This window comes from Helicobacter sp. WB40, from assembly GCF_027859275.1.
GTDB classification, from domain to species: Bacteria; Campylobacterota; Campylobacteria; order Campylobacterales; family Helicobacteraceae; genus Helicobacter_D; species Helicobacter_D ibis.
Genome location: NZ_JAQHXS010000006.1, coordinates 1 through 21,804 on the forward strand (window position 1 = coordinate 1; position 21,804 = coordinate 21,804).

General features: G+C 32.1%; 23 protein-coding genes. 18 read left to right on the plus strand and 5 right to left on the minus strand.

Annotated elements, in window-relative coordinates:
• The 5 genes from PF022_RS05315 to nusA all read right to left on the minus strand — a co-directional run.
• A partial coding sequence (locus PF022_RS05315; RefSeq protein WP_271023047.1) for a PDC sensor domain-containing protein occupies positions 1–1,194 on the minus strand: 1,194 nt, incomplete at its 3' end.
• Positions 1,195–1,225: 31 nt separating this feature from the next.
• Positions 1,226–2,395 (minus strand): cell division protein FtsZ, encoded by a 1,170-nt coding sequence (gene ftsZ / locus PF022_RS05320; RefSeq protein WP_271021478.1) that lies wholly within the window; start codon positions 2,393–2,395, stop codon positions 1,226–1,228.
• A gap of 23 nt (positions 2,396–2,418) precedes the next feature.
• Complete coding sequence (gene ftsA, locus PF022_RS05325) at positions 2,419–3,825, minus strand: cell division protein FtsA (protein ID WP_271021477.1); 1,407 nt, start codon at positions 3,823–3,825, stop codon at positions 2,419–2,421.
• Positions 3,826–3,850: 25 nt separating this feature from the next.
• Positions 3,851–5,305 (minus strand): peptidylprolyl isomerase, encoded by a 1,455-nt coding sequence (locus PF022_RS05330; protein ID WP_271023048.1) that lies wholly within the window; start codon positions 5,303–5,305, stop codon positions 3,851–3,853.
• Positions 5,306–5,371: 66 nt separating this feature from the next.
• Positions 5,372–6,511 (minus strand): transcription termination factor NusA, encoded by a 1,140-nt coding sequence (nusA, locus tag PF022_RS05335; RefSeq protein WP_271021475.1) that lies wholly within the window; start codon positions 6,509–6,511, stop codon positions 5,372–5,374.
• A gap of 170 nt (positions 6,512–6,681) precedes the next feature.
• Here nusA and PF022_RS05340 point away from each other — a divergent pair, with 170 nt between their 5' ends.
• The 18 genes from PF022_RS05340 (at position 6,682) to flgE (ending at position 21,779) form a co-directional block, all read left to right on the plus strand.
• Entirely contained in the window at positions 6,682–6,924 is a 243-nt protein-coding gene (locus PF022_RS05340; RefSeq protein WP_271021474.1) for an HP0268 family nuclease, read from the plus strand.
• A 9-nt stretch (positions 6,925–6,933) separates the two neighbouring features.
• On the plus strand, positions 6,934–8,244 hold the full coding sequence (miaB, locus tag PF022_RS05345; protein ID WP_271023049.1) for a tRNA (N6-isopentenyl adenosine(37)-C2)-methylthiotransferase MiaB: 1,311 nt from the start codon (positions 6,934–6,936) through the stop codon (positions 8,242–8,244).
• A 4-nt stretch (positions 8,245–8,248) separates the two neighbouring features.
• Entirely contained in the window at positions 8,249–8,878 is a 630-nt protein-coding gene (locus tag PF022_RS05350) for a lysophospholipid acyltransferase family protein (protein ID WP_271021472.1), read from the plus strand.
• Positions 8,875–9,339 carry a hypothetical protein gene (locus tag PF022_RS05355; RefSeq protein ID WP_271023051.1) on the plus strand — a complete coding sequence of 155 codons (465 nt, stop codon included), beginning with the start codon at positions 8,875–8,877 and terminating at the stop codon, positions 9,337–9,339. Before PF022_RS05350 ends, PF022_RS05355 begins: the two co-directional genes overlap by 4 nt.
• Positions 9,340–9,423: 84 nt before the next feature.
• Positions 9,424–10,512: a lytic transglycosylase domain-containing protein gene (locus PF022_RS05360; protein WP_271021470.1), complete on the plus strand. Its 1,089-nt coding sequence runs from the start codon at positions 9,424–9,426 to the stop codon at positions 10,510–10,512.
• Positions 10,513–10,520: 8 nt separating this feature from the next.
• Positions 10,521–11,354: a septal ring lytic transglycosylase RlpA family protein gene (locus PF022_RS05365; RefSeq protein ID WP_271021469.1), complete on the plus strand. Its 834-nt coding sequence runs from the start codon at positions 10,521–10,523 to the stop codon at positions 11,352–11,354.
• 7 nt (positions 11,355–11,361) lie between these two features.
• Positions 11,362–11,934 carry an imidazoleglycerol-phosphate dehydratase HisB gene (gene hisB, locus PF022_RS05370; protein ID WP_271021468.1) on the plus strand — a complete coding sequence of 191 codons (573 nt, stop codon included), beginning with the start codon at positions 11,362–11,364 and terminating at the stop codon, positions 11,932–11,934.
• Positions 11,931–12,425 (plus strand): KdsC family phosphatase, encoded by a 495-nt coding sequence (locus PF022_RS05375; RefSeq protein ID WP_271021467.1) that lies wholly within the window; start codon positions 11,931–11,933, stop codon positions 12,423–12,425. The genes hisB and PF022_RS05375 overlap by 4 nt, the downstream gene beginning before the upstream one ends.
• The gene (locus tag PF022_RS05380; protein WP_271023054.1) at positions 12,409–12,948 is read left to right on the plus strand and encodes a hypothetical protein; all 540 of its coding nucleotides are present in this window, start codon (positions 12,409–12,411) and stop codon (positions 12,946–12,948) included. The genes PF022_RS05375 and PF022_RS05380 overlap by 17 nt, the downstream gene beginning before the upstream one ends.
• Positions 12,945–13,409, plus strand: a complete 465-nt coding sequence (locus PF022_RS05385) for an LptA/OstA family protein (RefSeq protein WP_271023055.1) — start codon at positions 12,945–12,947, stop codon at positions 13,407–13,409. Before PF022_RS05380 ends, PF022_RS05385 begins: the two co-directional genes overlap by 4 nt.
• Positions 13,409–14,020: a ribosome biogenesis GTP-binding protein YihA/YsxC gene (gene yihA, locus PF022_RS05390; protein ID WP_271023057.1), complete on the plus strand. Its 612-nt coding sequence runs from the start codon at positions 13,409–13,411 to the stop codon at positions 14,018–14,020. The genes PF022_RS05385 and yihA overlap by 1 nt, the downstream gene beginning before the upstream one ends.
• Positions 14,021–14,022: 2 nt before the next feature.
• A complete protein-coding gene (locus PF022_RS05395) occupies positions 14,023–14,541 on the plus strand; it encodes an N-acetyltransferase (protein ID WP_271021463.1) in 519 nt (172 codons plus the stop codon).
• On the plus strand, positions 14,490–14,975 hold the full coding sequence (locus tag PF022_RS05400) for a hypothetical protein (protein ID WP_271021462.1): 486 nt from the start codon (positions 14,490–14,492) through the stop codon (positions 14,973–14,975). The genes PF022_RS05395 and PF022_RS05400 overlap by 52 nt, the downstream gene beginning before the upstream one ends.
• Entirely contained in the window at positions 14,972–16,774 is a 1,803-nt protein-coding gene (gene mrdA, locus PF022_RS05405; RefSeq protein WP_271023059.1) for a penicillin-binding protein 2, read from the plus strand. The genes PF022_RS05400 and mrdA overlap by 4 nt, the downstream gene beginning before the upstream one ends.
• Positions 16,771–17,985 carry a bifunctional phosphopantothenoylcysteine decarboxylase/phosphopantothenate--cysteine ligase CoaBC gene (coaBC, locus tag PF022_RS05410; RefSeq protein WP_271021460.1) on the plus strand — a complete coding sequence of 405 codons (1,215 nt, stop codon included), beginning with the start codon at positions 16,771–16,773 and terminating at the stop codon, positions 17,983–17,985. Before mrdA ends, coaBC begins: the two co-directional genes overlap by 4 nt.
• Positions 17,982–18,740 (plus strand): hypothetical protein, encoded by a 759-nt coding sequence (locus PF022_RS05415; RefSeq protein ID WP_271021459.1) that lies wholly within the window; start codon positions 17,982–17,984, stop codon positions 18,738–18,740. The genes coaBC and PF022_RS05415 overlap by 4 nt, the downstream gene beginning before the upstream one ends.
• A 1-nt stretch (position 18,741) precedes the next feature.
• Complete coding sequence (locus tag PF022_RS05420; protein ID WP_271021458.1) at positions 18,742–19,416, plus strand: di-trans,poly-cis-decaprenylcistransferase; 675 nt, start codon at positions 18,742–18,744, stop codon at positions 19,414–19,416.
• Positions 19,417–19,487: 71 nt separating this feature from the next.
• Positions 19,488–21,779, plus strand: coding sequence for a flagellar hook protein FlgE (gene flgE, locus PF022_RS05425; RefSeq protein WP_271023061.1), 2,292 nt, complete (start codon positions 19,488–19,490; stop codon positions 21,777–21,779).
• The last annotated feature ends 25 nt before the right edge of the window (positions 21,780–21,804 follow it).

A 21,804-nucleotide genomic window follows, 5' to 3' on the forward strand; every position in this document is an offset into this window, starting at 1 on the left:
TGCTGTTAGATCACCACTTTCTATTGCTTTTGCTGTTTCTGCAGATTGAGCTATTGCTTTTTGATCTTGGATTAGAGCATTTTGAGTTCTTTGTATATTATCATTTATGGCTTTAGCCATAGAACCAAATTCATCATTAGATGTTATAGCTATTGGTTTAGGAGCTTGTTTTGATTCATAGTTTATGTATTTAAAGAATGAAAGTAGACCTTGTTGGATAGTGTAGAGTGGATTCAAATATCTTGAAATGATCAAGTACAATACAGCAATTGTGGCTATTATTAACACTAATACCATTATTGCTTGATTTATTAGGCCAGCATTTACTTTTTGGTTTATGTAATACAAATCAGCCGAAGAACAGATAGAATATGAGGTACCATAGAAATTTTCAATATTATTACATACTCCAAGACTATCATGATTTTGTGGATTTACATATTCAAATGTTTTTAGGTTACCAACTTGTTTAGAGTTGTTAAATAAAATATCATGCTCTTCTGTTTTTTGAAGCTGATTTTGTGCTAATTTTGATGATATAACTGGAACTTGATTTGCATCCATTATCATCAACTCACCATTTTCTACAGCCATACCACTCAGAGAATCATTTATAGCTGATAGAGCTATATCTATACCAAATACACCTATTAGAGTATCGCCTTTATAAAAAGCTTTAACTATACTTATACAAGGAAGTTTTGTAAGTTCATCTTCATATACTGGAGTTATGTATATGTCATTTCTTCTTATAGCCTCTTTATACCATTGCTTTTCAGTTCCTTTAACCTGTTTACCATCTAAAATATCAAATGCTCGCTTTTCTTGATCTGATACGGCACTACTAATTATAATATCTCCATTTGGTAAACCAAAAAATGCACTTAGTGCACCTAATTTTTTCAATATTGTAAGGTTTGGAGCTATATTCTCTATAATGCTTTCCTGTGAGTTTATATTATGAATTGGAAGATTGTCTAAGTATAATATCCATTGTTGAAAACCATTTACCTTTTCATTGTAGAAGCTTTCTACCATTTTGCTAGATGCATTGACACGTTGTATTTCAGCATTTTGTTCCTCTTCTAGCAATATGTTTTTGCTTGAGTTAAAGCTTACAATACCTAGAACAATTAAAGATATCGCAGAAAATACAGACGCGATTATTGCTAACTTTAATTTCAAACTATTCATTTTACTTCCTTGTATGATTAATGTTTCTATATTAGTCCATTTGTCTTCTTAAAAATGCGGGGATATCCAGAACTTCATCATTAACAAACTCTCCACCGCTAACTTTCTTTTTATTTATTAGTGTGTCTTGCTGGTTGATTTTTTTGCTCATGTCTTTTGGATTGACTAATCTCAAAGTAGAGTTATCCTCATTTTCAGTTTCTTGTGATGTGGATACTATGTTATTTTCTTTTTCAAATCCTGTTGCAACTATTGTTACTCTTACTTTGTCTTTTTCTATATTTGAATCTGTAGCAGTTCCAAAGATAACATCTGCTTCTTGGTCTGCATTACTATATACTATTTCCATTGAATCTGAAACTTCTGTTAATGGATAATCTGGGTGTAGATAGAAATGAACTAAGATGCCTTTTGCACCATTTATAGACATGTTGTCAAATAGTGGAGATTCTATTGCCATTTTTATAGCTTCTTTTGCTGCGTCAGTACCACTAGATTCGCCTATTCCCATAAGTGCCATACCTTTATGATTCATAACAGTTTTAACATCGGCAAAATCCACATTTATATCATCCTGTCCATGCGAAAGAATTATGCCACTCATACCATTTACTGCTCTCACAAGGACATCATCTACAATCCTAAAGCTATCCTTTAAACCAAGATTTTTATCTACTATTGATAATAATTTTTCATTTGGTATTACAACAATAGAATCACTCTCAGCTTTTAACTCTTTGTATCCTTCTTCGGCTAGTTTCTCTCTTTTTCTACCTTCCCATCTGAATGGTTTTGTTACTATTGATACAGTTAGAGCACCCACTTCTCTGGCGGCCTTTGCTATTACCGGTGCCGCACCTGTTCCAGTGCCTCCACCAAGACCAGCGGATATAAAAACTATATCCGTGTTTTCCAAAAATGCTTTTAGATCCTCATAGCTCTCTAGTGCAGCATCTTTGCCAACTTGCGGTCTCATGCCAGCACCCAAGCCTTTTGTTAGCTTCGCACCAAGTTGTATTTTTTTATGTGCTTTTGAAGTGCTTATAGCTTGTGCATCTGTGTTTGCAACTGCCAAATCTATACCATCATATGTTCCAGTATTGATTAGGTGTCCTATCATATTGCTACCACCGCCACCTACGCCAATAACTTTTATGTTTGCACTAAAATCGTGCGGATTCACTTCTTGGACTTCTATCATTTGCACATCTCCTATTCTCAAATTTAAAACATTTGTGTTAATTTTTGCCAAAATTGAACAAAAACATTATTGTTTTTTGTGGTTATCTTTTTTATTTCCGTGATCCCAGTTAGATCCTGTTTTATATCGGTAGCATTTTTAGGAATACTATTCACCGCTGTTATCATTGCAGATGATTTGTTACTAACATTATTTAGCGGATTTATCAGATTCATATTTTTGTTAAATGGAACTATCTCATCTTCTAGCTTTTCGTGTTTATGTCTAATTCTCTTTTCAGAATCTATTTCATAGTTTGTGTATTTACCAGAAGCATATAGTATTAATCCTATGGCGGTTGAGTATTCAGGTCCTTTAAAGTCTGCAAATAAACCATCTATTTCTATTGGTTTTGCAAGTCTAACAGGCACAGAAAACAGTGCTGAAGCTAGCTCTCTTATTCCTTCTAGTTTTGTCATTCCACCAGTTAGCACTACACCGCTACCTAGTTGATCTTTTAAATTGCTATCCTCTAGTGATTTGCTTAGAATCATTAGAGTTTCTTCAACCCTTGCATATACTACATTATGAACGGTTACTAAGGATACTTGATGTTTATTATTGTCATCTCCACCTATTGTTGGTATCTCTATTAAATCCTCTCCAGTTTGTAATAGGCTACCATATTGCATTTTCACTTGTTCGGCGATTGTTTGTGGGGTATGTAATGCCATTGCCAAGTCGTTTGTGATGTGGTTTGAGCCAACTCCCAAGAAATCATTATATCTTAGTGAGTTCCCAACATGTATCATAAGCTCGCAAGTGCTACCACCCATATCAATACATGCTACACCTAGATTCTTCTCATCATCAGTTAGTGTAGCTATTGATGAAGCATAAGAGGCTAATACAATATTTTCTATCTCTATACCAGCAGACTTTATAGCTTTTTTTAGGTTACCCAAGCTTGATTTTTGAACAGTTATTATTCTTACTGATACTTCTAGTCTGCTCCCAGACATTCCCATTGGATCTTCAATGAAATCTTGATCATCTAATTTAAAGTTATATGGAAGAATATGTATCACTTCATATTCTTGTGGTATTGAAGCATTGTAAAGTGCTGTTTGGATTACGCGATTTATTTCTTTAATACCTATTTCATTGTTTGGAATATTTACAATTCCAGAGCTATCAGTGCTTTTTGTATATGCGCCAGAAATTGATATTACAGCTTTATTTATATTTGCACCTGCAACTCTTTTTGCGTCATTTAGGGAGTCTTTTATAGCACGACTTGCTTGGTCAATGTTTGTTATTGAGCCTTTTTTTAGTCCTTGAGACTTATGAAAGCCGGTCCCTATTATGTGCGGTATGCCGTCTTTGCATATTGCTATCATGGCACAAATTTTAGTAGAACCTATGTCAATTCCAAGTATTGTCTGTTCCAACACCATTCCTTTATTTAAGTGATAATTATTTTTTTATAACTTCATAAGTATTTAATAAATAGCTTAACAGCTCTTTTTCTATCAAACGCCCCTTCATTTGAGTGCCACTTTGTGTTAAAAGCTTCAAGTTTTCATTAATTGTATCAGAATTTTTAATTCTTTGGTCCAAAATTTTATATAAGACTATCTTATTTTGTAATAAAATATACCCTTTCTCATCGGTTTTACCGAATAGTTGAGATACAAATTCTAAGCTTTCATCTTCGTTTAAGCCTTGAATTGACTTTGTGTCTTTACTTATAAATCCTATATTTGTAGCATCAAAATTAGTCTTTAGCTCTTTTTTTGCCATGCTCTGTAGTGTTTTAGATTTTTCTTCTTTTATGTAGTCTTCTTTTGCTTCATCTCTAGCAGCACTATATTCCTTTGGCACACTTGGGATAATCTTTATAATTTTAGCTGTTATGTATTTATCTTCTAATTTTATAGGCTTTAGTGTTTCGCCTTCTTTAGCTTGACTTAGGGCGTTTATAAAATCTATATTATACTTTTCATCACCTTCAAATACTTGTATATTTTTTGCGTTTTTATTCTCTCCCTTTCTTAGTGAGATATATTCTTTTAGAGCTTCTTTTTCTGCTTGGGAATCTTTATATTCTCTAATTACATCGTTTTTAGCATCTTTGTATTCTTTTATTTGTCCATTATTATCTAAAAATTTATTTTTAAAATCGTTATAGTATTTTTTTAAACTTTCTTCATCAGTCTCTATAGAATCTGTATTTATCTCTAGCATTGATATTTCATACCCTCTTTGAGTTTGGTATATATCTTTATTTTCTTCCCAGTATTGCTTGATTCCTTCTTCTTTTGGAGTGAATTCTATGCTAGATTTATTAATTGTCTTAATGGCAACTTTGTCTTCTACAAAATAAGCTGATTTTAGAACATCTATTTCTAATTGTGTTAGTGGGATATCAAGCAACACACCAAGCTTATTTAAAAGCAAACTTTCTCTTATGCTTTCTTCGAATTCTTTTGGTCTTAGTTGATTTTCTTGTAGTGCTTTTTTGTATATTTCTTGATTAAATTTTCCATTTGATTGAAAGGCTTCTATTGTTGTTATTTCTTCTATTATTTCTTTATCTTCAACTCTTAATCCTATATCTCTTGCGAAATTTAGCATAAGTGTTTGTGATATTAGATTGTTTAGTGCTTGGGATTCTATTCCCATTTTTTTGGCTTGTTCTTGGTCTAGTGTGCCACCTACTAATTGATTATATATATTGTATAGTCTGTTATATTCTCTTTGCAACTTGTTTTGTTCGATATTTGTATCGCCAACTATGGCAACTGCATTGGCTGAACTTGATAGGCTATAACTACCCCACCCAACAAAACCAGCACCAACAAATGCTATCGTGCTAGCCCATACTACTACGACAAGATATTTTCTATGTTTTTGCATAAAGCCTATCATTTAGCTAATCCCCAAAATTAATAAAAGTCGAAATTTTAACTTAATTTTTTTAAACTCGCTTTAAAATTACTCTTTAAATAGTGAGCTTAATATATCTATGCCACCTTTTGGTTCATCATTTGTCGTTGTTTCATTTGTGTTGTTATCTACACTGCTTGGTATTTCAACTAGCTGAATCTCATATCCAGTTAGCATTGAAGCTAGCCTTATGTTTATGCCATTTCTGCCTATGGCTTTTGGTTTTTGTTTATCTGATATATTGACTATTGCTTTTTTTGTATCGTTAGTTTCATTATTTTCATCTAGTTTTACACTAATTACAAGTGCAGGAGATAATGCTCTTGCTATGTATAGCTCTGGTTGATTAGAATATTCTATGCAATCTATATTTTCATTTTTTAGCTCTTTGGAGACTGCATTTATTCTTACTCCTTTTACTCCAACTGTTGCACCTACTGAATCTATTTTTGCAGAATTACTCTTTAGTGATACTTTAGCCCTCTCTCCCGGGATTCTAGCTGAATTTACTATTTCTATTTCACCATCTTTTAGCTCTGGAACTTCTAGTTTTAGCAATTCTTCTAACATTTTTGGAGTTGTTCTGCTTAACTCTATATGAATCCCATTTTGTTTATCTATATTAATTCTCCTAAGAACAGCCCTCACTACATCTCCAACTCTGAATTCTTCGCCTTTTATTCTATTTTTTTTAGGGAGGATTGCATGCACTTCATCAATCTCGACAAATGTATTGCCAAAGTTATCAATTCTTACTACATTTCCATTTACTATTTTTCCAACTTGTGATTTGTATTTATCAAATAGTTGGTTTTCTATTAGTCTTTGTATTCTATATTCTAGTTCTTTAAATAGTGAATTAACCGCACTTCTACTCATGTCTTCAAGGCTTAATTCATATCTTAGTTCATCACCAACTTTAATATCAGAATCGTGTTTTTTTGCTTCACTTAGTGTTATGAAGTTTTTGTTATCATCTTGTTTATTGCTATCCTCGCATACACTAATTACCTGATAGAGATGTAAAGTTTTATTTTTTTTATCTATTTCTATATCGTAGTTTATGTTTGGATCTAAAGTTTCTTTGACAACTTTTATAACAGATTCTTTTACTGCTTCTGATACATTATCTATTGGCAAGTCTTTTTCATATGCTATACCTTCTATTATATCTAATATCTTTTCCAAAGCATTGATCCTTAAAATTAAATAATTGTTCGAATTTTAGCTGAAAAAATCTTTGTGAGTGCTTTACTAATTGATGCAAATTAAAATATTATTTTTTAAGCAAAAATATTTTAGAATTAGCCATTTTTCTAAATTAAAGGCGTTATAGCTTTATTTTTAAGGGTAGGCTCATGGATATAAAATTAGCTAGAGAACATACAAGCGATAAACCAACCAAAATTACTTTAAAAAAATTAGAAGATATGTTAGATGATAAGAAAATAAATATTTTTTATTGCGATAAAGATAACTCTCATAAAGATATGATGGCTTTATTGGAGCATTTTAGCAAGAAGGGCAAACAAGCATATTTTAGAGAAGTAAGATATGGGTTAGATGATGGTGATTATATGTATGAAATACATGTTTTATAAGAGTTGATTTTGAGTAAAAAATTATACATAGAAACGCTTGGTTGTGCTATGAATGAACGCGATAGTGATCATATAATAGCAGAGCTTAGTGACAAAGAGGGTTATGGTTTAACTAATAATCCAAAAGAAGCTGATTTAATACTAATTAATACTTGTAGTGTGCGTGAAAAACCAGAGAAAAAGCTATTTTCAGAAATAGGGCAGTATGCAAAGATTAAAAAGCATGATGCCAAAATAGGTGTCTGTGGTTGCACTGCTAGTCATCTTGGAGATGAGATTCTAAAAAAGACAAAGGCAGTTAATTTTGTCTTAGGTGCTAGAAATGTATCGAAAATCTCACAAATCATACATAAAGATAGAGTAGCATGGGTAGATATAGATTATGATGATAGTGCTTATGTATTTAGCCAAGGCAACATCAGTAATGTTAGGGGATTTGTGAATATTTCTATAGGTTGTGATAAGAAATGTTCATATTGCATAGTGCCAAAAACAAGAGGCAAAGAAATTTCAATTCCAGCTGATTTGATAATAAATGAGGTAAAAAGATTAGTTGATAATGGCGTTAAAGAAGTTCTACTTTTAGGGCAGAATGTCAATAGTTATGGAAAAAATTTTAGTACTATTCATAGAGCGATAAATTTCACGCAACTCTTATCAGAAATATCTAATATAAATGGGTTGCATAGGATAAGATTCACTTCTCCTCATCCTCTTCATATGGACGATGAGTTTATTTTAGAATTTGCAAATAATAAAAAAATATGCAAGTCCATTCATATGCCTTTGCAGAGTGGTTCTACAAAGATATTAAGAGATATGAGGCGAGGTTATACAAAAGAGTGGTTTTTAAATAGGGTTGAAAAAATGAAATCTTTGATACCACAACTAACTATAGGTACTGATATTATCGTTGGATTCCCGGGTGAGAGTGAAGAAGATTTTTTAGACACACTTGATGTGCTAGAGAAAGTATCATTTGATACTATGTATAGCTTTATATATTCTACAAGACCACATACAGAGGCAAAAGAATTGTTAGAGAGTGGAAAAATAGAGCTAGTAGATGAAGATATTGCAAAGAATCGCTTAGCAAGATTGCAAGATAGACACAAAGAGCTTTTAGGTATTACAAATCAAGCACAACTTGGACAGATTCATGAGATTCTTTTTGAGAGTTATAAAGAAGGTATGCTAGAAGGTAGAAGTGATACAAATAAGCTAGTAAGAGTAAGCGGAGATGAGAGTTTAGTTGGCAGTATCTGCAATGCGAGAATCAGTGAAGTTAGGGGAGCACAATTATTTGGTGAATTAGTATAGTTTTATGAAAAAGAGGTTTTTACTATTTATTATTCCATTTTTTGTGTTTGTAACAATAAGAATCTTGCGATGTTTATGTAAAGTAGAATATAAAGTTTCACAGGAATCTTTGGAGCTTTTAAAGTCTAAAGAAGGTTTTATTTTTGCATTTTGGCATGGTGAGTTACTTTTTCAACCTCTGGTGTTTCGCAAATATTCAAAAGACAAAAAAGCATTCGTACTCATAAGTCATCATTTTGATGGTGAGATTATCTCAAGGAGTATGTCATATTTTGGGCTATATTCACTTAGAGGCTCTAGTTCTAGAGGTGGCAGTAGGGCATTGTTAGAAATAGTAAGGAAGCTAAAGGATAATAATATAATAGCAATCACACCAGATGGTCCAAGAGGTCCATATCATAGCGTAGCAAATGGTATTGTATTGGCTTCACAAAAGTCTAATGCAAAGATTTTGATATCTAAAGTTATTTATAGCAATGCGTGGGAGTTAGGTAGTTGGGATAGATTTAAAATTCCAAAGCCTTTTAGCAAAGTTACTTTTTATTTGAAAGATCCTATATTATTAGAATCTTTAAGTATTGATAAGGCAAAAGAGTTTATAAAAGAATATATGGAATTTAAAGAGGTAGCATGACAAAGCTATTTGTTTTAATTGCTGTTGTTGTATTGGCAATTTTTAGTGTGTATTTTTCTGATTCTTATACTTTAGGAAGGGAAGCACAAGAAGCATTTGATAGAAAAGATTATAAACTAGCCAATACTTTAGCTACTAAAGCATTAAAAGAAGATCCATACAATAGGGCAGCTTTTAAGATACAAAGCCAATCAAGACAAAGACTGAATATAGGAAATTTTCTTACAAAATCAAAACAAAACTATGACAATGCAAATGCTATTTTAAAAAAGCAAAAAATAACAATGCAAGAATTGTTAGAATTGCAGTGGATTTATGATGATTTTGAGAGAGATTATAGTACTTTAGGCTTTTTAAATTCACCGACAAAATATGAAAAAGAACAAATTGAATCTTATGCAAAATGGTTTAAAGAACTAGAGATTCAAGTAACAAATGCTAAGAATAATTTGCAAAAATAAATAAAATCTAAGTTATATATAACTTTGCTTACTTTTGATATAATCGCCTATTTTTTAAAATTTCAATTTTATTAAGGTTTGTTTATGAGAATTATTTATTTTATTTTATTGTTTTGTTCGTTTGCTTTTTCGCAGTTTAATAGTATTAGCTATGACGCTAAAGGTGAAGATGTTTTAAAGACATTTGACATAGAGCCTTCGTTTTTAAATAATGAATATTTTATTAGTGTTAAGAATAATTTTTTAAGCAACAAAAGAGAAGAGTATTTGCTTGAAAAATTTAAAGATGGATATGAGTTTATACCAACTTTAAAAGAAATGTTTTTAAAAGAAGAGATTCCGCAAGAGTTTTTGTATCTAGCAATGATTGAATCTGGGTTTTCTCTATCTGCAAGATCTAATAAAAGAGCAGTTGGAATGTGGCAGTTTATCCCAAAAACAGCTAAATCAATGGGATTAACAATTAATACACAAATAGATGAGAGAAAAGATCCTATAAAATCAACACAAGTGGCAATAGAGTATTTAAAATATCTAAAAAATAGTTTTGGCAAGTGGTATCTAGCTGCTATTGCCTATAATTGCGGTGAGGGGAGATTAAGGAGGGCAATAGCAAAAGCTAATAGTGATTCTTTAGGAATCTTGCTAGACCCTGATAAAAAATATATTCCGCTTGAGAGTAGAATGTATATTAGAAAAATCCTATCTGTTTCGTTTTTGTTTCACAATATAGATACTTTAAAAACAAATGATTATGATTATTTCTTAAATAGAGGTGCCAATTCTTTGCTTGCTTCTATTGAAGTTCTACCGGCTACGCCTCTTGTGGATATTGCAAATGAAGCTGGTATAGATTTAGATGAATTAAAGAGACTAAATCCTCACTTCAAAAAAAACATAACTCCAACCACACAAAAACTATATAATGTGTATCTTCCATATAAATATTTAGCAATTTATAAAGAAAAGAATTTGGATAATAATTTGAAAGAAAAGTTAAATGAGAGAAAATATCTAGTCCATAGGATAAAAAAGGGTGATACTATAAATGCTATTGCTAGAAAATATGGTGTTTCTAAAAGGTTAATTACGCAATATAATTCAATTAAAAATGTAAATAAATTGTCTATTAATCAAGAAATTATTATTCCATTAGAAAAAGAAAATGCATAGGAGAGTTTATGAATCTTAAATTATTGTTATTTAGCGGTTTTGTTTTGTTGTTTGTTGGTTGTAGCTCTAAGGGGCATAATGTATATTATAGTGATTATGGTAGTACCGGTGGTGCATATGGTGGTAGCGGTAATTATGGCACACCAAATAAAAATCCAAAGTCACATGAAGCAACAATGCGTCCTTATCAGATAAATGGTAAGTGGTATTATCCGACAACTGTTACTTTGGGTGAAAGTTATGATGGAATTGCTAGTTGGTATGGTCCGAAGTTTCATGGGAAGAAAACTTCAAATGGCGAGATATATAGCATGTATGCACATACTGCAGCACATAAGACGCTTCCTATGAATACAATAGTTAAAGTTACAAGCCAAGAAAATGGAAAATCAACAATAGTTAGGATAAATGATAGAGGTCCTTTTGTGGCTGGAAGAATAATAGACTTATCAAATGTAGCAGCAAGGGATATTGATATGCTAACAACTGGAACTGCTAGAGTTAAAGTTGAGGTCATAGGTTTTGATGGCGTGATTTCAGATTCTATGCCTTTATCAAAAGAGAATCTAGCAAATAGCGAATATGAAATAGCACATACAAATAATAGTGTGCAACTTTCTAATTTTATGGTTCAAATTGGTGCTTTTAGAAGAAAAGAGGGTGCAGAAGCATTTAAAAATACACACTCTAACCATGCTCCATATCATGCTACAATAAGAGAATATCAACTTGATGACTCTCCTATATATCGTGTTATGCTTAGTGGATTTAAAAGCGAAGAGGAGGCTAGAGATTTTATTAAATCAAATAAGGTAGTTGGTGCATTTATAGTAACAAACTAGGTGAGATATGAAAGAATTAGCTAGAAAAACAAAAGAAACAAGCATCGAGGCAAAACTTTTGCTATATGGCAGTGGCACTTATAATATAGATACTAATATAGGATTCTTTAATCATATGCTAGAGACATTATCAAAACACGCTAGGTTTGATTTGGAGTTAAAGTGTGTTGGTGATATAGAGGTTGATTTTCATCATAGCGTAGAAGATTGCGGGATTGTGCTTGGTAAGCTTGTGCATGATAGTTTATTTCCTATACAGAATATAGAAAGATTCGGCAATGCTTCAGTTGTTATGGACGAAGCTTGTGTTGAGTGCGATTTAGATGTTAGCAATAGGGGATTTTTGTTTTTTGATTTGGATTTAAGTGGCAAGGTTGGTAGCTTTGATTGTGAGCTTGTTGAAGAGTTTTTTAGGGCTTTTAGTATGAATGCTGGATTATCAGTGCATATACATAAAAAAAGAGGAAAGAATAATCACCATATAATAGAGGCTACTTTTAAAAGTTTTGCAGTTGCTTTGCGCAGGGCTTGTGTAATTAGTCATAATGCGAACATACCAAGCACAAAGGGAATCTTGTGATAAAGCTAATAGTCTTAGATGTAGATGGCACTTTAACTAATGGAGAGATAATATACTCCAATAGTGGCGAGGAGTTAAAGAGCTTTAATGTAAAAGATGGGCTTGGGATTGCTGCTTGGATTAAGCTAGGAGGGCAGGTTGCAATAATTACAGGTCGAACCTCAAAAATAGTAGAAAATAGATCAAAAGAACTTGGGATTCAACACATAAAGCAGGGGGTTAGCGACAAATATCAAGTATTACAAAGCATTTTAATAGAATCTAAAATAGACATAAGTGAAGTTGCCGCTATTGGAGATGATTTAAATGATTTAAAAATGTTAAAATCGCTTAAATATTCTTTTGCACCCAAAGATTCTGTAAAAGAAATAAGAAAAGTGGCATTTAAGGTTTTAAAATCAAATGGCGGAGATGGTGCTGTTAGAGAAATGATTGATTATTTGATTAAAAAAGAAAAACTTCAAAGAAAGCTTTATGAAATTTTTGAGTAATCGTAGTATAGGGAAGTTTACCAGTTATTTTTTTATATTGCTTAGTATTTTTAGTGTTTTGCTTGTATTTGCATTTGATGTTGATGTAAATAACACATCAAGTGCCATTAAACTACCTAGATTTGAAATTTACAACTATAAGTATTATAAAATCTCTAGTGGAGGAATTGATATTTTCGTAAATGGACATAGTGCTATTGAAAATTTAAAAGGTGAATATGAACTTAATGATTTTCAAATTGTGTCTTTTTCTAATAATATAAAAGAAGATATTGTTAAGTCAGAATTTGCCATATATGATAACTCTTTAGTGTATTTTCCTAGTGGTGTTTATTATACTAAAGATGATTCAAAGATATGGAGCGAGAGCGCTTATTATAATCCAAAAAATAAAGAAATAGATGGTTATGGTAAATTTGTTATAAAGTCAGATAATTACACGATAGTTGGCGAAAACATCAAATATAAAAACGATAAAATATATGCAAATAATATACATTCTTTGCTAAAGGACAATAGATGAAGTATTTAATTTTTGTATTATTTATTTTATGTGCTTTAAGAGCTGATAAAATAGAAGTGAGTGCGAAGGAATTTATAGGTTCTAGCAAGGATAGAATAACAAAACTTAAGGGCAATGTAGAGGTAAAAAGAGCAAATGATGTTTTAAACTCAAAAGAGGCTTTTATATACCTTGATAGCAATAACAAACCAACTAAAATGAGGGCTATTGGAGATGTGAAGTTTGCTATTACTTTGCAGGATAATAGGAAGTTTAGTGGTAGTGCAAATGAAGTAATATATCTGCCAAACAAAAAAGAATACCAACTACTAGGCAATGTCGTAGTAGTAGAGAATGGTAAAAGCAATAGTATAAAGGGAGATAAGATTCTAGTATCACATGAAGCAGGATATATAAATGTGCTTGGAGATGAAGATAAACCAGCAAAGTTAATTTTCAAACTTGATAAAAAAGAGCAATGATGCAATTATTAAAAAGTAGCTTTGTAACATCTGCACAAAATATCCACCAATGTCCTCCGCAACTTTTTAGTGAGATTGTATTTTTAGGTAGAAGTAATGTTGGAAAAAGCACTTTTATAAATCTCTTATGTAATCAAAAAAAACTAGCTAAAAGCTCACAAACTCCGGGTAAAACACAACTTATTAACTTTTTTTTAACAGAATGGCAAATGGATAGTGATAATATTGTTAAGGTTTATTTTGTTGATTTGCCGGGTTTTGGGTATGCAAAGGTATCAAAGACAAAAAAGGAATTGTGGAATAAAAATTTAGTCGAGTTTTTGCAAAAGCGTGATAATATAAGGCTATTTGTGCATTTAGTTGATAGCCGTCACCCAAATTTGGAAATTGATAATAATTTAGCATTATTTGTAAATCAATTTTTAAGAGGCGATCAAAGGCTAGTTAGAGTTTTTACAAAATTTGACAAGCTAAATTCATCTGAAAAATCTAAGTTAAAACAGAAGTTTAAAGATAGTAAATTTAGCAGTAGTCTAAAAAATGATAGCATAGTTGAAATGAGAGAGTTTCTAATTAATCAAGCACTTGGAAGTTTAGGCGTATTGGATTAGATATGATTATTATTAAACCAACTTTACAATATATAGAAGAAATGCGGAAATTAGTAGCACCACAAGTGCAAAGTGGCGTCATACTTGATAGAAGCGTAGATGTAATGGCAAATATGATTCGTTCTTATCGTGTGGCATTTTGTGAGAAAGATGAGCTTGATTTTAATTCTATATCTTTAGATAGTAAGTCAATAAATGATCTTAAAAATCCAACAATGCTAGGGTTTTGTGCCTTGCATATACATTCTTTGGAGTTAGCAGAGATTCGAAGTTTGGTAGTAGCGCCTTTTGCACAAAGAAAGGGAGTGGCAACGCATCTTATAAATGATTGTATAAATGAAGCGTTATTGCTAGGCATAAAAGAGATCTTAGTTTTAACTTATAGAAAAGAATTGTTTCAAAAGTTAGGTTTTATTGAGATAAGTAAGGATAAAATTCCTAATCATAAAATTTGGGCGGATTGTATAGCATGCAAACATTTTCCTCTGTGCGACGAAATAGCACTGATAAAAAATATCTAAAAAACATAATATTAAGCATATGCTGTATAGTATATGTATGTATTACTGATATTTTTTATTTATTGCCACCATTATTTGGAGTGATATACATTCTATCGCAAGAATACTATGAGCAACATGAATATGGAGCATTTTATATTTTGGTACCTTATTTTATATTTTTTGAAGCAAGCAAGGGACTTTTATTTTTGAGCTCTATTTTGTTTATTGTGTTTTCATTTAAGATAGTCTTACCGAAGTTTAGAAGATTGTTTGGTTATAGCAAGATTTTTATACCTTTATTTATTTTTTATGCGTACTTTGGCTATTTTGCATTTTTGTATTTATTTTCATATCTTTTTGATTATCCATCGCCTACATTTTCATTTATTTTGGTATTTTATTCTATTATCGAATCCATGCTTATATGGATATTTTTGTGGATTTTTGTATGAATAGACGACTTGTATTATTATTTTGTGCTTTTGGCGTGTTTTGGATTATCTTGCTTGTTAGAATCTTCAATATAAGTGTAGTCTCACATGAATATTATGAAAAACAAGCTTTTAACAACACAATAAGAGAAGAGCCAATAATTCCAATTAGAGGGCAGATATTAGATAGGCTTGGTGAGCCATTAGCCACCAATGTTGTGGATTTTACAATTACTCTTCCACCCAAATTATCTGTTGGAGAAAATAGAGAAATTTTAAATAGTGAAATAGATAGAATTTTAAAATTTTTTCCACAATATACAAAAGATGAGTTAATAAAATCATATAGAAGGCAAGATACAGCATACAACCATGAATATATACCAATAATAGAGCGTGTCACAAGAGAGGTAGTGTTAAATCATTACCCAGAACTATCGCAAAGTGATATCTTAAGAGTTGAGCCTTCAGCAAAAAGATTTTACCCAAACTTAACTAGTGCTTCCCATGTAATAGGCTATGTAAGCAAAGCAAATGCAAAGGATATGGAAAGACAGCCAATATCAAAATATACTAAGCATATAGGAAAAGAAGGATTAGAGAGACAATATGATACATATTTGCAAGGGGAGCTTGGATTAAGGACTATTAAAGTTACTGCATTAAATAAAATAGTAGACAATGTATCATATAACGCACCAGAAGAAAACAGAGATTTATTAACGACGCTAGATATAAGAATTCAAAGAGAAATGGATAAGGTTTTTGATGGTAAAAATGGTGCTGCAATAGTAATGGACGCTAGAAATGGTGAGATACTAGCGGCTGGAAGTTATCCTGAATATGATTTGAATTTATTTGTTGATGGCATTTCTTATAAAAATTGGAATGCCCTTAGAGATAGCCCATATAAACCGCTTATAAATAAATTTATAAATGGACTTTATCCTCCCGGTTCTGTTATTAAAATGGGTATGGGTTTGGCATTTTTAGAACATGCAGATATAGATGAATACACAGAGTTACAAACTCCACCATTTATAGAAATAGGTGGAAGGAAATTTAGAGATTGGAAAGAAGAAGGACATGGGAGTTCTGATTTATTTAAGGCGTTAAAAAGAAGTGTAGATGTTTATTTTTACACTTTATCTCAGAAGGTTGATTTTGAGGTTGTAGCAGATACGCTAAAACAAATGGGACTTGGAATTAAAACTGGGGTTGATTTGCCAAATGAATTTGTAGGAATTGTTCCATCACCATCTTTAAAGAAAGCTAGATATAAGCAGTCATGGTATGCTGGTGATAGTGTTGTTAGCTCTATAGGTCAAGGTTTGTTTTTGACTACCCCTTTGCAGATTGCAAATTACACAGCATTAATTGCAACAGGCAAACTTCCAACACCTCATTTTGTAAAACAAATGGGTGGGGAAGAAATAGAGCGACCTTCAAAAGATGTGCTAAATGAATTCCAAAAAAGCAAATTATACGCCCTACAAGAAGGTATGAGGCAGGTGTGTGGTGATGTTGGCGGGACTGCAAATTATGCCACAAGAGAGAGTAAAGCATCTCTAGCTTGTAAGACTGGAACTGCACAAGTGGTAGGAATCTCACAAGAAGATAAAGCAAGAATCAAAGAAAAAGACATGGATTATTTTCATCGTTCTCAAGCGTGGATTACTGGATATTTGCCTGCTAATAATCCAAAATATGTAATTACAATCATGGTAGAACATGGAGGTAGTGGGTCTAGCACTAGTGGTCCTGTATTGGCACAATTAGCAAATGTGCTTGTAGATTTAGGGTATGTAGAACAAAAATGATAGAAATATTACAAAAATCACAAATACTAAAAGATAAGAAGATTATTCTAGGGGTTAGTGCAAGTATTTCTATATATAAATCAATAGAAGTTATGAGATTATTGCAGAAGTGTGGGGCTAGTGTTAGAGTTGTTATGAGTGATAGAGCAAGAGAATTTGTCTCTCCAATAATCTTTGAATCTTTAAGTGGCAATTTAGTTTTAACAAAAGATTCTCAAAGTTGGTCGAATCCTCTCTTAAATCACATAGAAATTGCTAAGTGGGGAGATGTATTTTTATTAGCACCAATTAGTGCAAATAGCATTAATAAGCTATCTTATGGATTTTCAGATAATGTTCTTTTAGAGAGTTTTTTAGCCTTTAAGGGTAAAAAAATAATAGCACCAAGTGCCAATACAAATATGATAGAAAATAAAATTACACAAGAATCTCTTGTAAAATTAGAAAGTATAGGTGTTGAGATAATAAGTCCACAGAGTAAAGAGTTGGCTTGTAAAATGGTTGGCAATGGCGCATTAAGCGATGTGCTAGAGATTGTATATAGGACTATTAGAATCTTACTTTTAGATTTATCTTTTGTGAATAAAAATATATGTATAAGTGCTGGCGGGAGTAAAGAGTGCATAGATAGTGTGCGATATATTTCGAATTTTTCAAGTGGTAAGATGGGGAGTAGCATTGCATTGGCTGCGTATTTTTTGGGTGCCAGAGTTAGTGTTGTAGGCGATATTCCATTTATTATTCCGCAAGATATACTCTTGCATAAAGCAAAAAGCACAAACGAATATCTATCTCACATAGAAAAGTGGCAACATACAATAGATAATAAAAAAGATTCAATATTATTTATGTGTGCTGCGATTAGTGATTATGTGCCATTAAGCACAAGTGATGCAAAGCTAAAAAAATCAGAAATAGGCAAAGAATGGAATCTAAAATTAAAAGAAAATATTGATATTTTAAAGAGCATTTTAAAAAGCCAAATTACAATAGGATTTAAATTGGAATCAAGTAATGGCTTGATAAGTGCAACAAATGCATTAAGTGAAAAAAATATAGATGCAATATGCCTAAATGAAATGTCAAATAATCCACTAAATAGCGATGATAATGAAATAATATTCATAACAAAAGATAAAAATATAAAGCTAAATAAAGATAATAAACTATCTCTAGCTTTTAGAATCTTAAATGAGGCAATAAAGCTATGATAAAGCAAATGGGGCAATTAAACAAAGTCCAAAATACACTCCAAAATGCAAGTAATAAGCCTACACAATTTAACGCTACACTACCTATGAGGCTAGAGGTTATGGAGAAATATCAAGGTGTGAGATATATGGTAAAGATAGGTAATGTAGCAATGGAGACAAAAAGCATAAAAGACTTAGAAGTTGGTGGGAAGTATTGGGCTATGATGGGTAAAAATAATGGTTCAATTACTCTATCAAATCTAATAAAGCAACCATCAATGCTAAAAGATTCAAATATTCCACTAAAGCTAAATGCAGATGTTATTTCGCAATTTTTAAAGGAATCTGATAATCCATTTGATGTCTTAAAGCAGTTTTTAGGAGAAAAAATGGCGAGTGCTGAATCTAAGTGGGAGTTTGCATTTCTTAGCCATATGCTAATGTCTCTAAAACATAAGGTTCTAACGCTTCCTCTAAATTATGAAGATGAATCTAAAAATGGATTTTTACAAATTCGTAAAAAAAAGATAAAAGAACAAGAAACACTAGAATTTTATTCTGTTTTTGCAAACCTAGGTGCTACTTGGGGGTATTTGTATAAAATGGATTTTGGAGTGAGGCTTGATATTTTTGTTATGTATGAGAGTGTGGCTAGATTATTAAAGAATAATCTACATGAGTTAGAATTTATAAATGAAACAAATATTGCAATAAATACAGATATTGTGCCACTATATGACTTTAGTGATAGTTTGCTTGATTTAGAGGGATAAAATGAATCATCTAGCAATAATAATGGATGGTAATGGTAGATGGGCTAAGAAAAGATTTCGCCCTAGGATCTTCGGACATCAAGAAGGTGCAAAAAATATAGAAAAAATTACAGAATTTTGTCTTAATAGAGATATCAAATATCTAACTTTATATGCCTTTTCTACTGAAAATTGGAAGCGTCCTAAGAGTGAAGTTGAATTTTTAATGGATCTTTTAGAGAGATATATAAAAGAAAAGAGAGATTCATATATTGAAAATAAAGTCGCCTTTAGAACAATTGGCGATATTAGTATTTTTTCAGATTCATTACAAGAAAGCATAAGACAGCTAGAGTTAGATTCAAAAGAAGATTCTAAAATCACACAAATACTTGCTCTAAACTATGGTAGCAGAGATGAGTTAAGAAGAGCATTTTTAAAAATGAAAGAAAATGATATAGAAATAACTGAAGAAAATATTTCAAAAAACTTAGATACAGCATTTTTTCCAGAGGTTGATATGTTGATTAGAACAGGTGGAGAATGTAGGTTGTCTAACTTTTTATTATGGCAGTGTGCTTATGCTGAGTTGTTTTTTAGTGATACTTTATGGCCTGATTTTAGCGTAGATGAGCTAGATAGTATGGTTATGCAGTTTTCAAAAAGAAATAGAAAATTTGGTGGAATCTTAGAATAATTTTGATTACAAAATTGGAATACTATTTGCTTTAATCCTGTTTGAATAATTTCTTTAAATAAGGATTGAAAATGTTAAGATCTCTATGGGCAGGTGTTAGTGGTATGCAAGGACACCAAATTGCATTGGATATAGAATCAAATAATATAGCAAATGTGAATACAAATGGTTTTAAGTATTCTCGTGCAGAGTTTGCTACAATGATTTCACAGACAAAGCGTTCAGCTACTTCTCCTTATGGTGGATACGGTGGAGTAAATGATCTTTCAGTAGGACTTGGAACTGGAATTGAAACTACCACAAAGATATTTTCTCAAGGTAGTTTGCAAAATACAGATAGAAGATCAGACTTGGCACTTAGTGGTCAGGGCATGTTTGTTTTAAGTAATAATGGTGGGTATTCAAATGTATATACTAGAGATGGTGCATTTGGATTTGATGCAAAGGGTAATTTTGTAAATAGTAGTGGTTTTATTGTTCAAGGGTGGGTTAGAGATTTATCGCAATTAGACAATAATTGTGGTATAGCAGATAGAGATGTGGTAGATACAAGTAGGCCAGCAGGTAATATAACAATCGATCCAAGACTTACAATTCCAGCAAAAGCAACAACACAAGTAGTGGGTAATATAAATCTAACAAATGGTAATAAAACTCAATACACAACATGTCCTAGCCCATTAGATTCAACTGCTGCAAACAACTATATAGCAGGTGGTTTGGATAGACTTTATGATTCTAAAGATGTGCAACATGAAGTGGCACAGGATTTAGGGGTCATGTTTAATGAAAATGGTGACGCTATGAGATTGCAAGCAGGTCAAGGCATATGGGTTAGCTATCAAACTGCTGAAACAGAACCTTTGCATATTGCTTCTGGTGCAGTTGGTGCATCATCTATAACTATTAATGGTCAAGAAATCACATGGCAAAATGATAGTGCAACCTCTGGTTCTAGCTCTCTTTTGGCAGCGCAAGTGGCAATTAATCAACTAAAAGATAAAACAGGTGTAGAAGCAGTTATTAGACAAAATGCACAAGGTAAAGATACTTTAGTTTTAATAAATCCAAATCAACTAGATGGTGATGCATCTAAGAAAAATATTAGAGTTACTGGTATGAGCGGTGCTGTACAAGGATTTGAAACTGATAGTGCTGGTGCAAATGGACTTACGCAAACAACACGAGTTACAACGGCATATCTTTATAAATACACAAACCAAACTGATGCAGATTCTAACTCAAAGCTATTTAGGACAACAGAGGATTTAAGAGCATTAATAATGCAAGATGCAAATATAGTTAAGAATTTTGGTGGAGATAGTGGTGCTGCTACAAATGCAATTAGAGGAGGTCAATTCCAGGATTCTAACTGGTCAGTAAATGTAACTATGAATGCTAATGGTCAATTCCAAATTACAAATAAGCATGATGGAATAAAAGCAAGTGATAGCACTGCAGCTGGAATTCCTGGTATAAATAGGGCAGATGCACCACAATTTGATAATTTAAATATCTTTGTATCTGCATTTAATGATGCATTAACTACTACAAATGTATTGTTTAAAAATGCTATGAAAGGTATGAATACAGGGGTTCTAGCTGAAGGTGGTAGTTCTACTACTACCGGTGGATTTAGACTTGCCAATTATGCACAAAGTGTTAAGATCTATGATAGTTTAGGAAATCCACATGAATTTACCATGGAGTTTAAGAAAATAGGTGGAAATGAGTGGAGCTTTAGACTAATAGTTCCAGAACCAGCTGAAATAGTAGGGGCACCAGTTCAAAGACCAAATATATTTGAAGGTGGTAGTGTAACATTTGGACCAAATGGTGAGCTATTAGGATTTAACCCATCTACGATAGAGTTTAAGCCAAATAATGGTGCTTCATTCCCACAAAGTATAGATCTAGCCTTTGGTAAGGGAGGTGGCTTTGATGGACTTACAAGCACGGGCTTAGATTCATCTGCTACAAATGTAAATGGCGATGGTTATCCATCAGGTCAGCTAAAAGATTATTCATTCAACTCTGCTGGGGTATTAGTAGGACACTTCAATAATGGTGTAAATTTAGCCTTGGCACAAGTTGCAGTTGCTACATTTGCCAACTACGAGGGTCTGCAAGAAGCAGGAAGCAATATCTATACAGAATCTGCAAACTCTGGAAGAGCTACAATAGGAACTCCTGGAAGTGGTGGTAGAGCAGATGTAGAAGCCTCAAAGTTAGAGATGAGTAACTCTGACCTTAGCCGTGGTCTAACTCAACTAATCGTGGTTCAAAGAGGATTCCAAGCAAGTTCTAAGTCGATTACTACTTCAGATCAGATTTTAAACACTCTTCTAGGGTTAAAACAATAATTAAAAGGAGCTTGTCTCCTTTTTA

What these genes read in the sequence shown, in the direction of transcription:
- PF022_RS05400 (WP_271021462.1), top strand. Translation starts at nt 14,490, where the DNA reads ATGCAAACATTTTCCTCTGTGCGACGAAATAGCACTGATAAAAAATAT.
- PF022_RS05330 (WP_271023048.1), bottom strand. Translation starts at nt 5,305, where the DNA reads ATGATAGGCTTTATGCAAAAACATAGAAAATATCTTGTCGTAGTAGTA.
- PF022_RS05420 (WP_271021458.1), top strand. Translation starts at nt 18,742, where the DNA reads ATGAATCATCTAGCAATAATAATGGATGGTAATGGTAGATGGGCTAAG.
- mrdA (WP_271023059.1), top strand. Translation starts at nt 14,972, where the DNA reads ATGAATAGACGACTTGTATTATTATTTTGTGCTTTTGGCGTGTTTTGG.
- yihA (WP_271023057.1), top strand. Translation starts at nt 13,409, where the DNA reads ATGCAATTATTAAAAAGTAGCTTTGTAACATCTGCACAAAATATCCAC.
- PF022_RS05365 (WP_271021469.1), top strand. Translation starts at nt 10,521, where the DNA reads ATGAATCTTAAATTATTGTTATTTAGCGGTTTTGTTTTGTTGTTTGTT.
- PF022_RS05415 (WP_271021459.1), top strand. Translation starts at nt 17,982, where the DNA reads ATGATAAAGCAAATGGGGCAATTAAACAAAGTCCAAAATACACTCCAA.
- flgE (WP_271023061.1), top strand. Translation starts at nt 19,488, where the DNA reads ATGTTAAGATCTCTATGGGCAGGTGTTAGTGGTATGCAAGGACACCAA.
- hisB (WP_271021468.1), top strand. Translation starts at nt 11,362, where the DNA reads ATGAAAGAATTAGCTAGAAAAACAAAAGAAACAAGCATCGAGGCAAAA.
- PF022_RS05350 (WP_271021472.1), top strand. Translation starts at nt 8,249, where the DNA reads ATGAAAAAGAGGTTTTTACTATTTATTATTCCATTTTTTGTGTTTGTA.
- PF022_RS05385 (WP_271023055.1), top strand. Translation starts at nt 12,945, where the DNA reads ATGAAGTATTTAATTTTTGTATTATTTATTTTATGTGCTTTAAGAGCT.
- PF022_RS05355 (WP_271023051.1), top strand. Translation starts at nt 8,875, where the DNA reads ATGACAAAGCTATTTGTTTTAATTGCTGTTGTTGTATTGGCAATTTTT.
- PF022_RS05360 (WP_271021470.1), top strand. Translation starts at nt 9,424, where the DNA reads ATGAGAATTATTTATTTTATTTTATTGTTTTGTTCGTTTGCTTTTTCG.
- ftsZ (WP_271021478.1), bottom strand. Translation starts at nt 2,395, where the DNA reads ATGATAGAAGTCCAAGAAGTGAATCCGCACGATTTTAGTGCAAACATA.
- PF022_RS05395 (WP_271021463.1), top strand. Translation starts at nt 14,023, where the DNA reads ATGATTATTATTAAACCAACTTTACAATATATAGAAGAAATGCGGAAA.
- PF022_RS05340 (WP_271021474.1), top strand. Translation starts at nt 6,682, where the DNA reads ATGGATATAAAATTAGCTAGAGAACATACAAGCGATAAACCAACCAAA.
- PF022_RS05380 (WP_271023054.1), top strand. Translation starts at nt 12,409, where the DNA reads ATGAAATTTTTGAGTAATCGTAGTATAGGGAAGTTTACCAGTTATTTT.
- coaBC (WP_271021460.1), top strand. Translation starts at nt 16,771, where the DNA reads ATGATAGAAATATTACAAAAATCACAAATACTAAAAGATAAGAAGATT.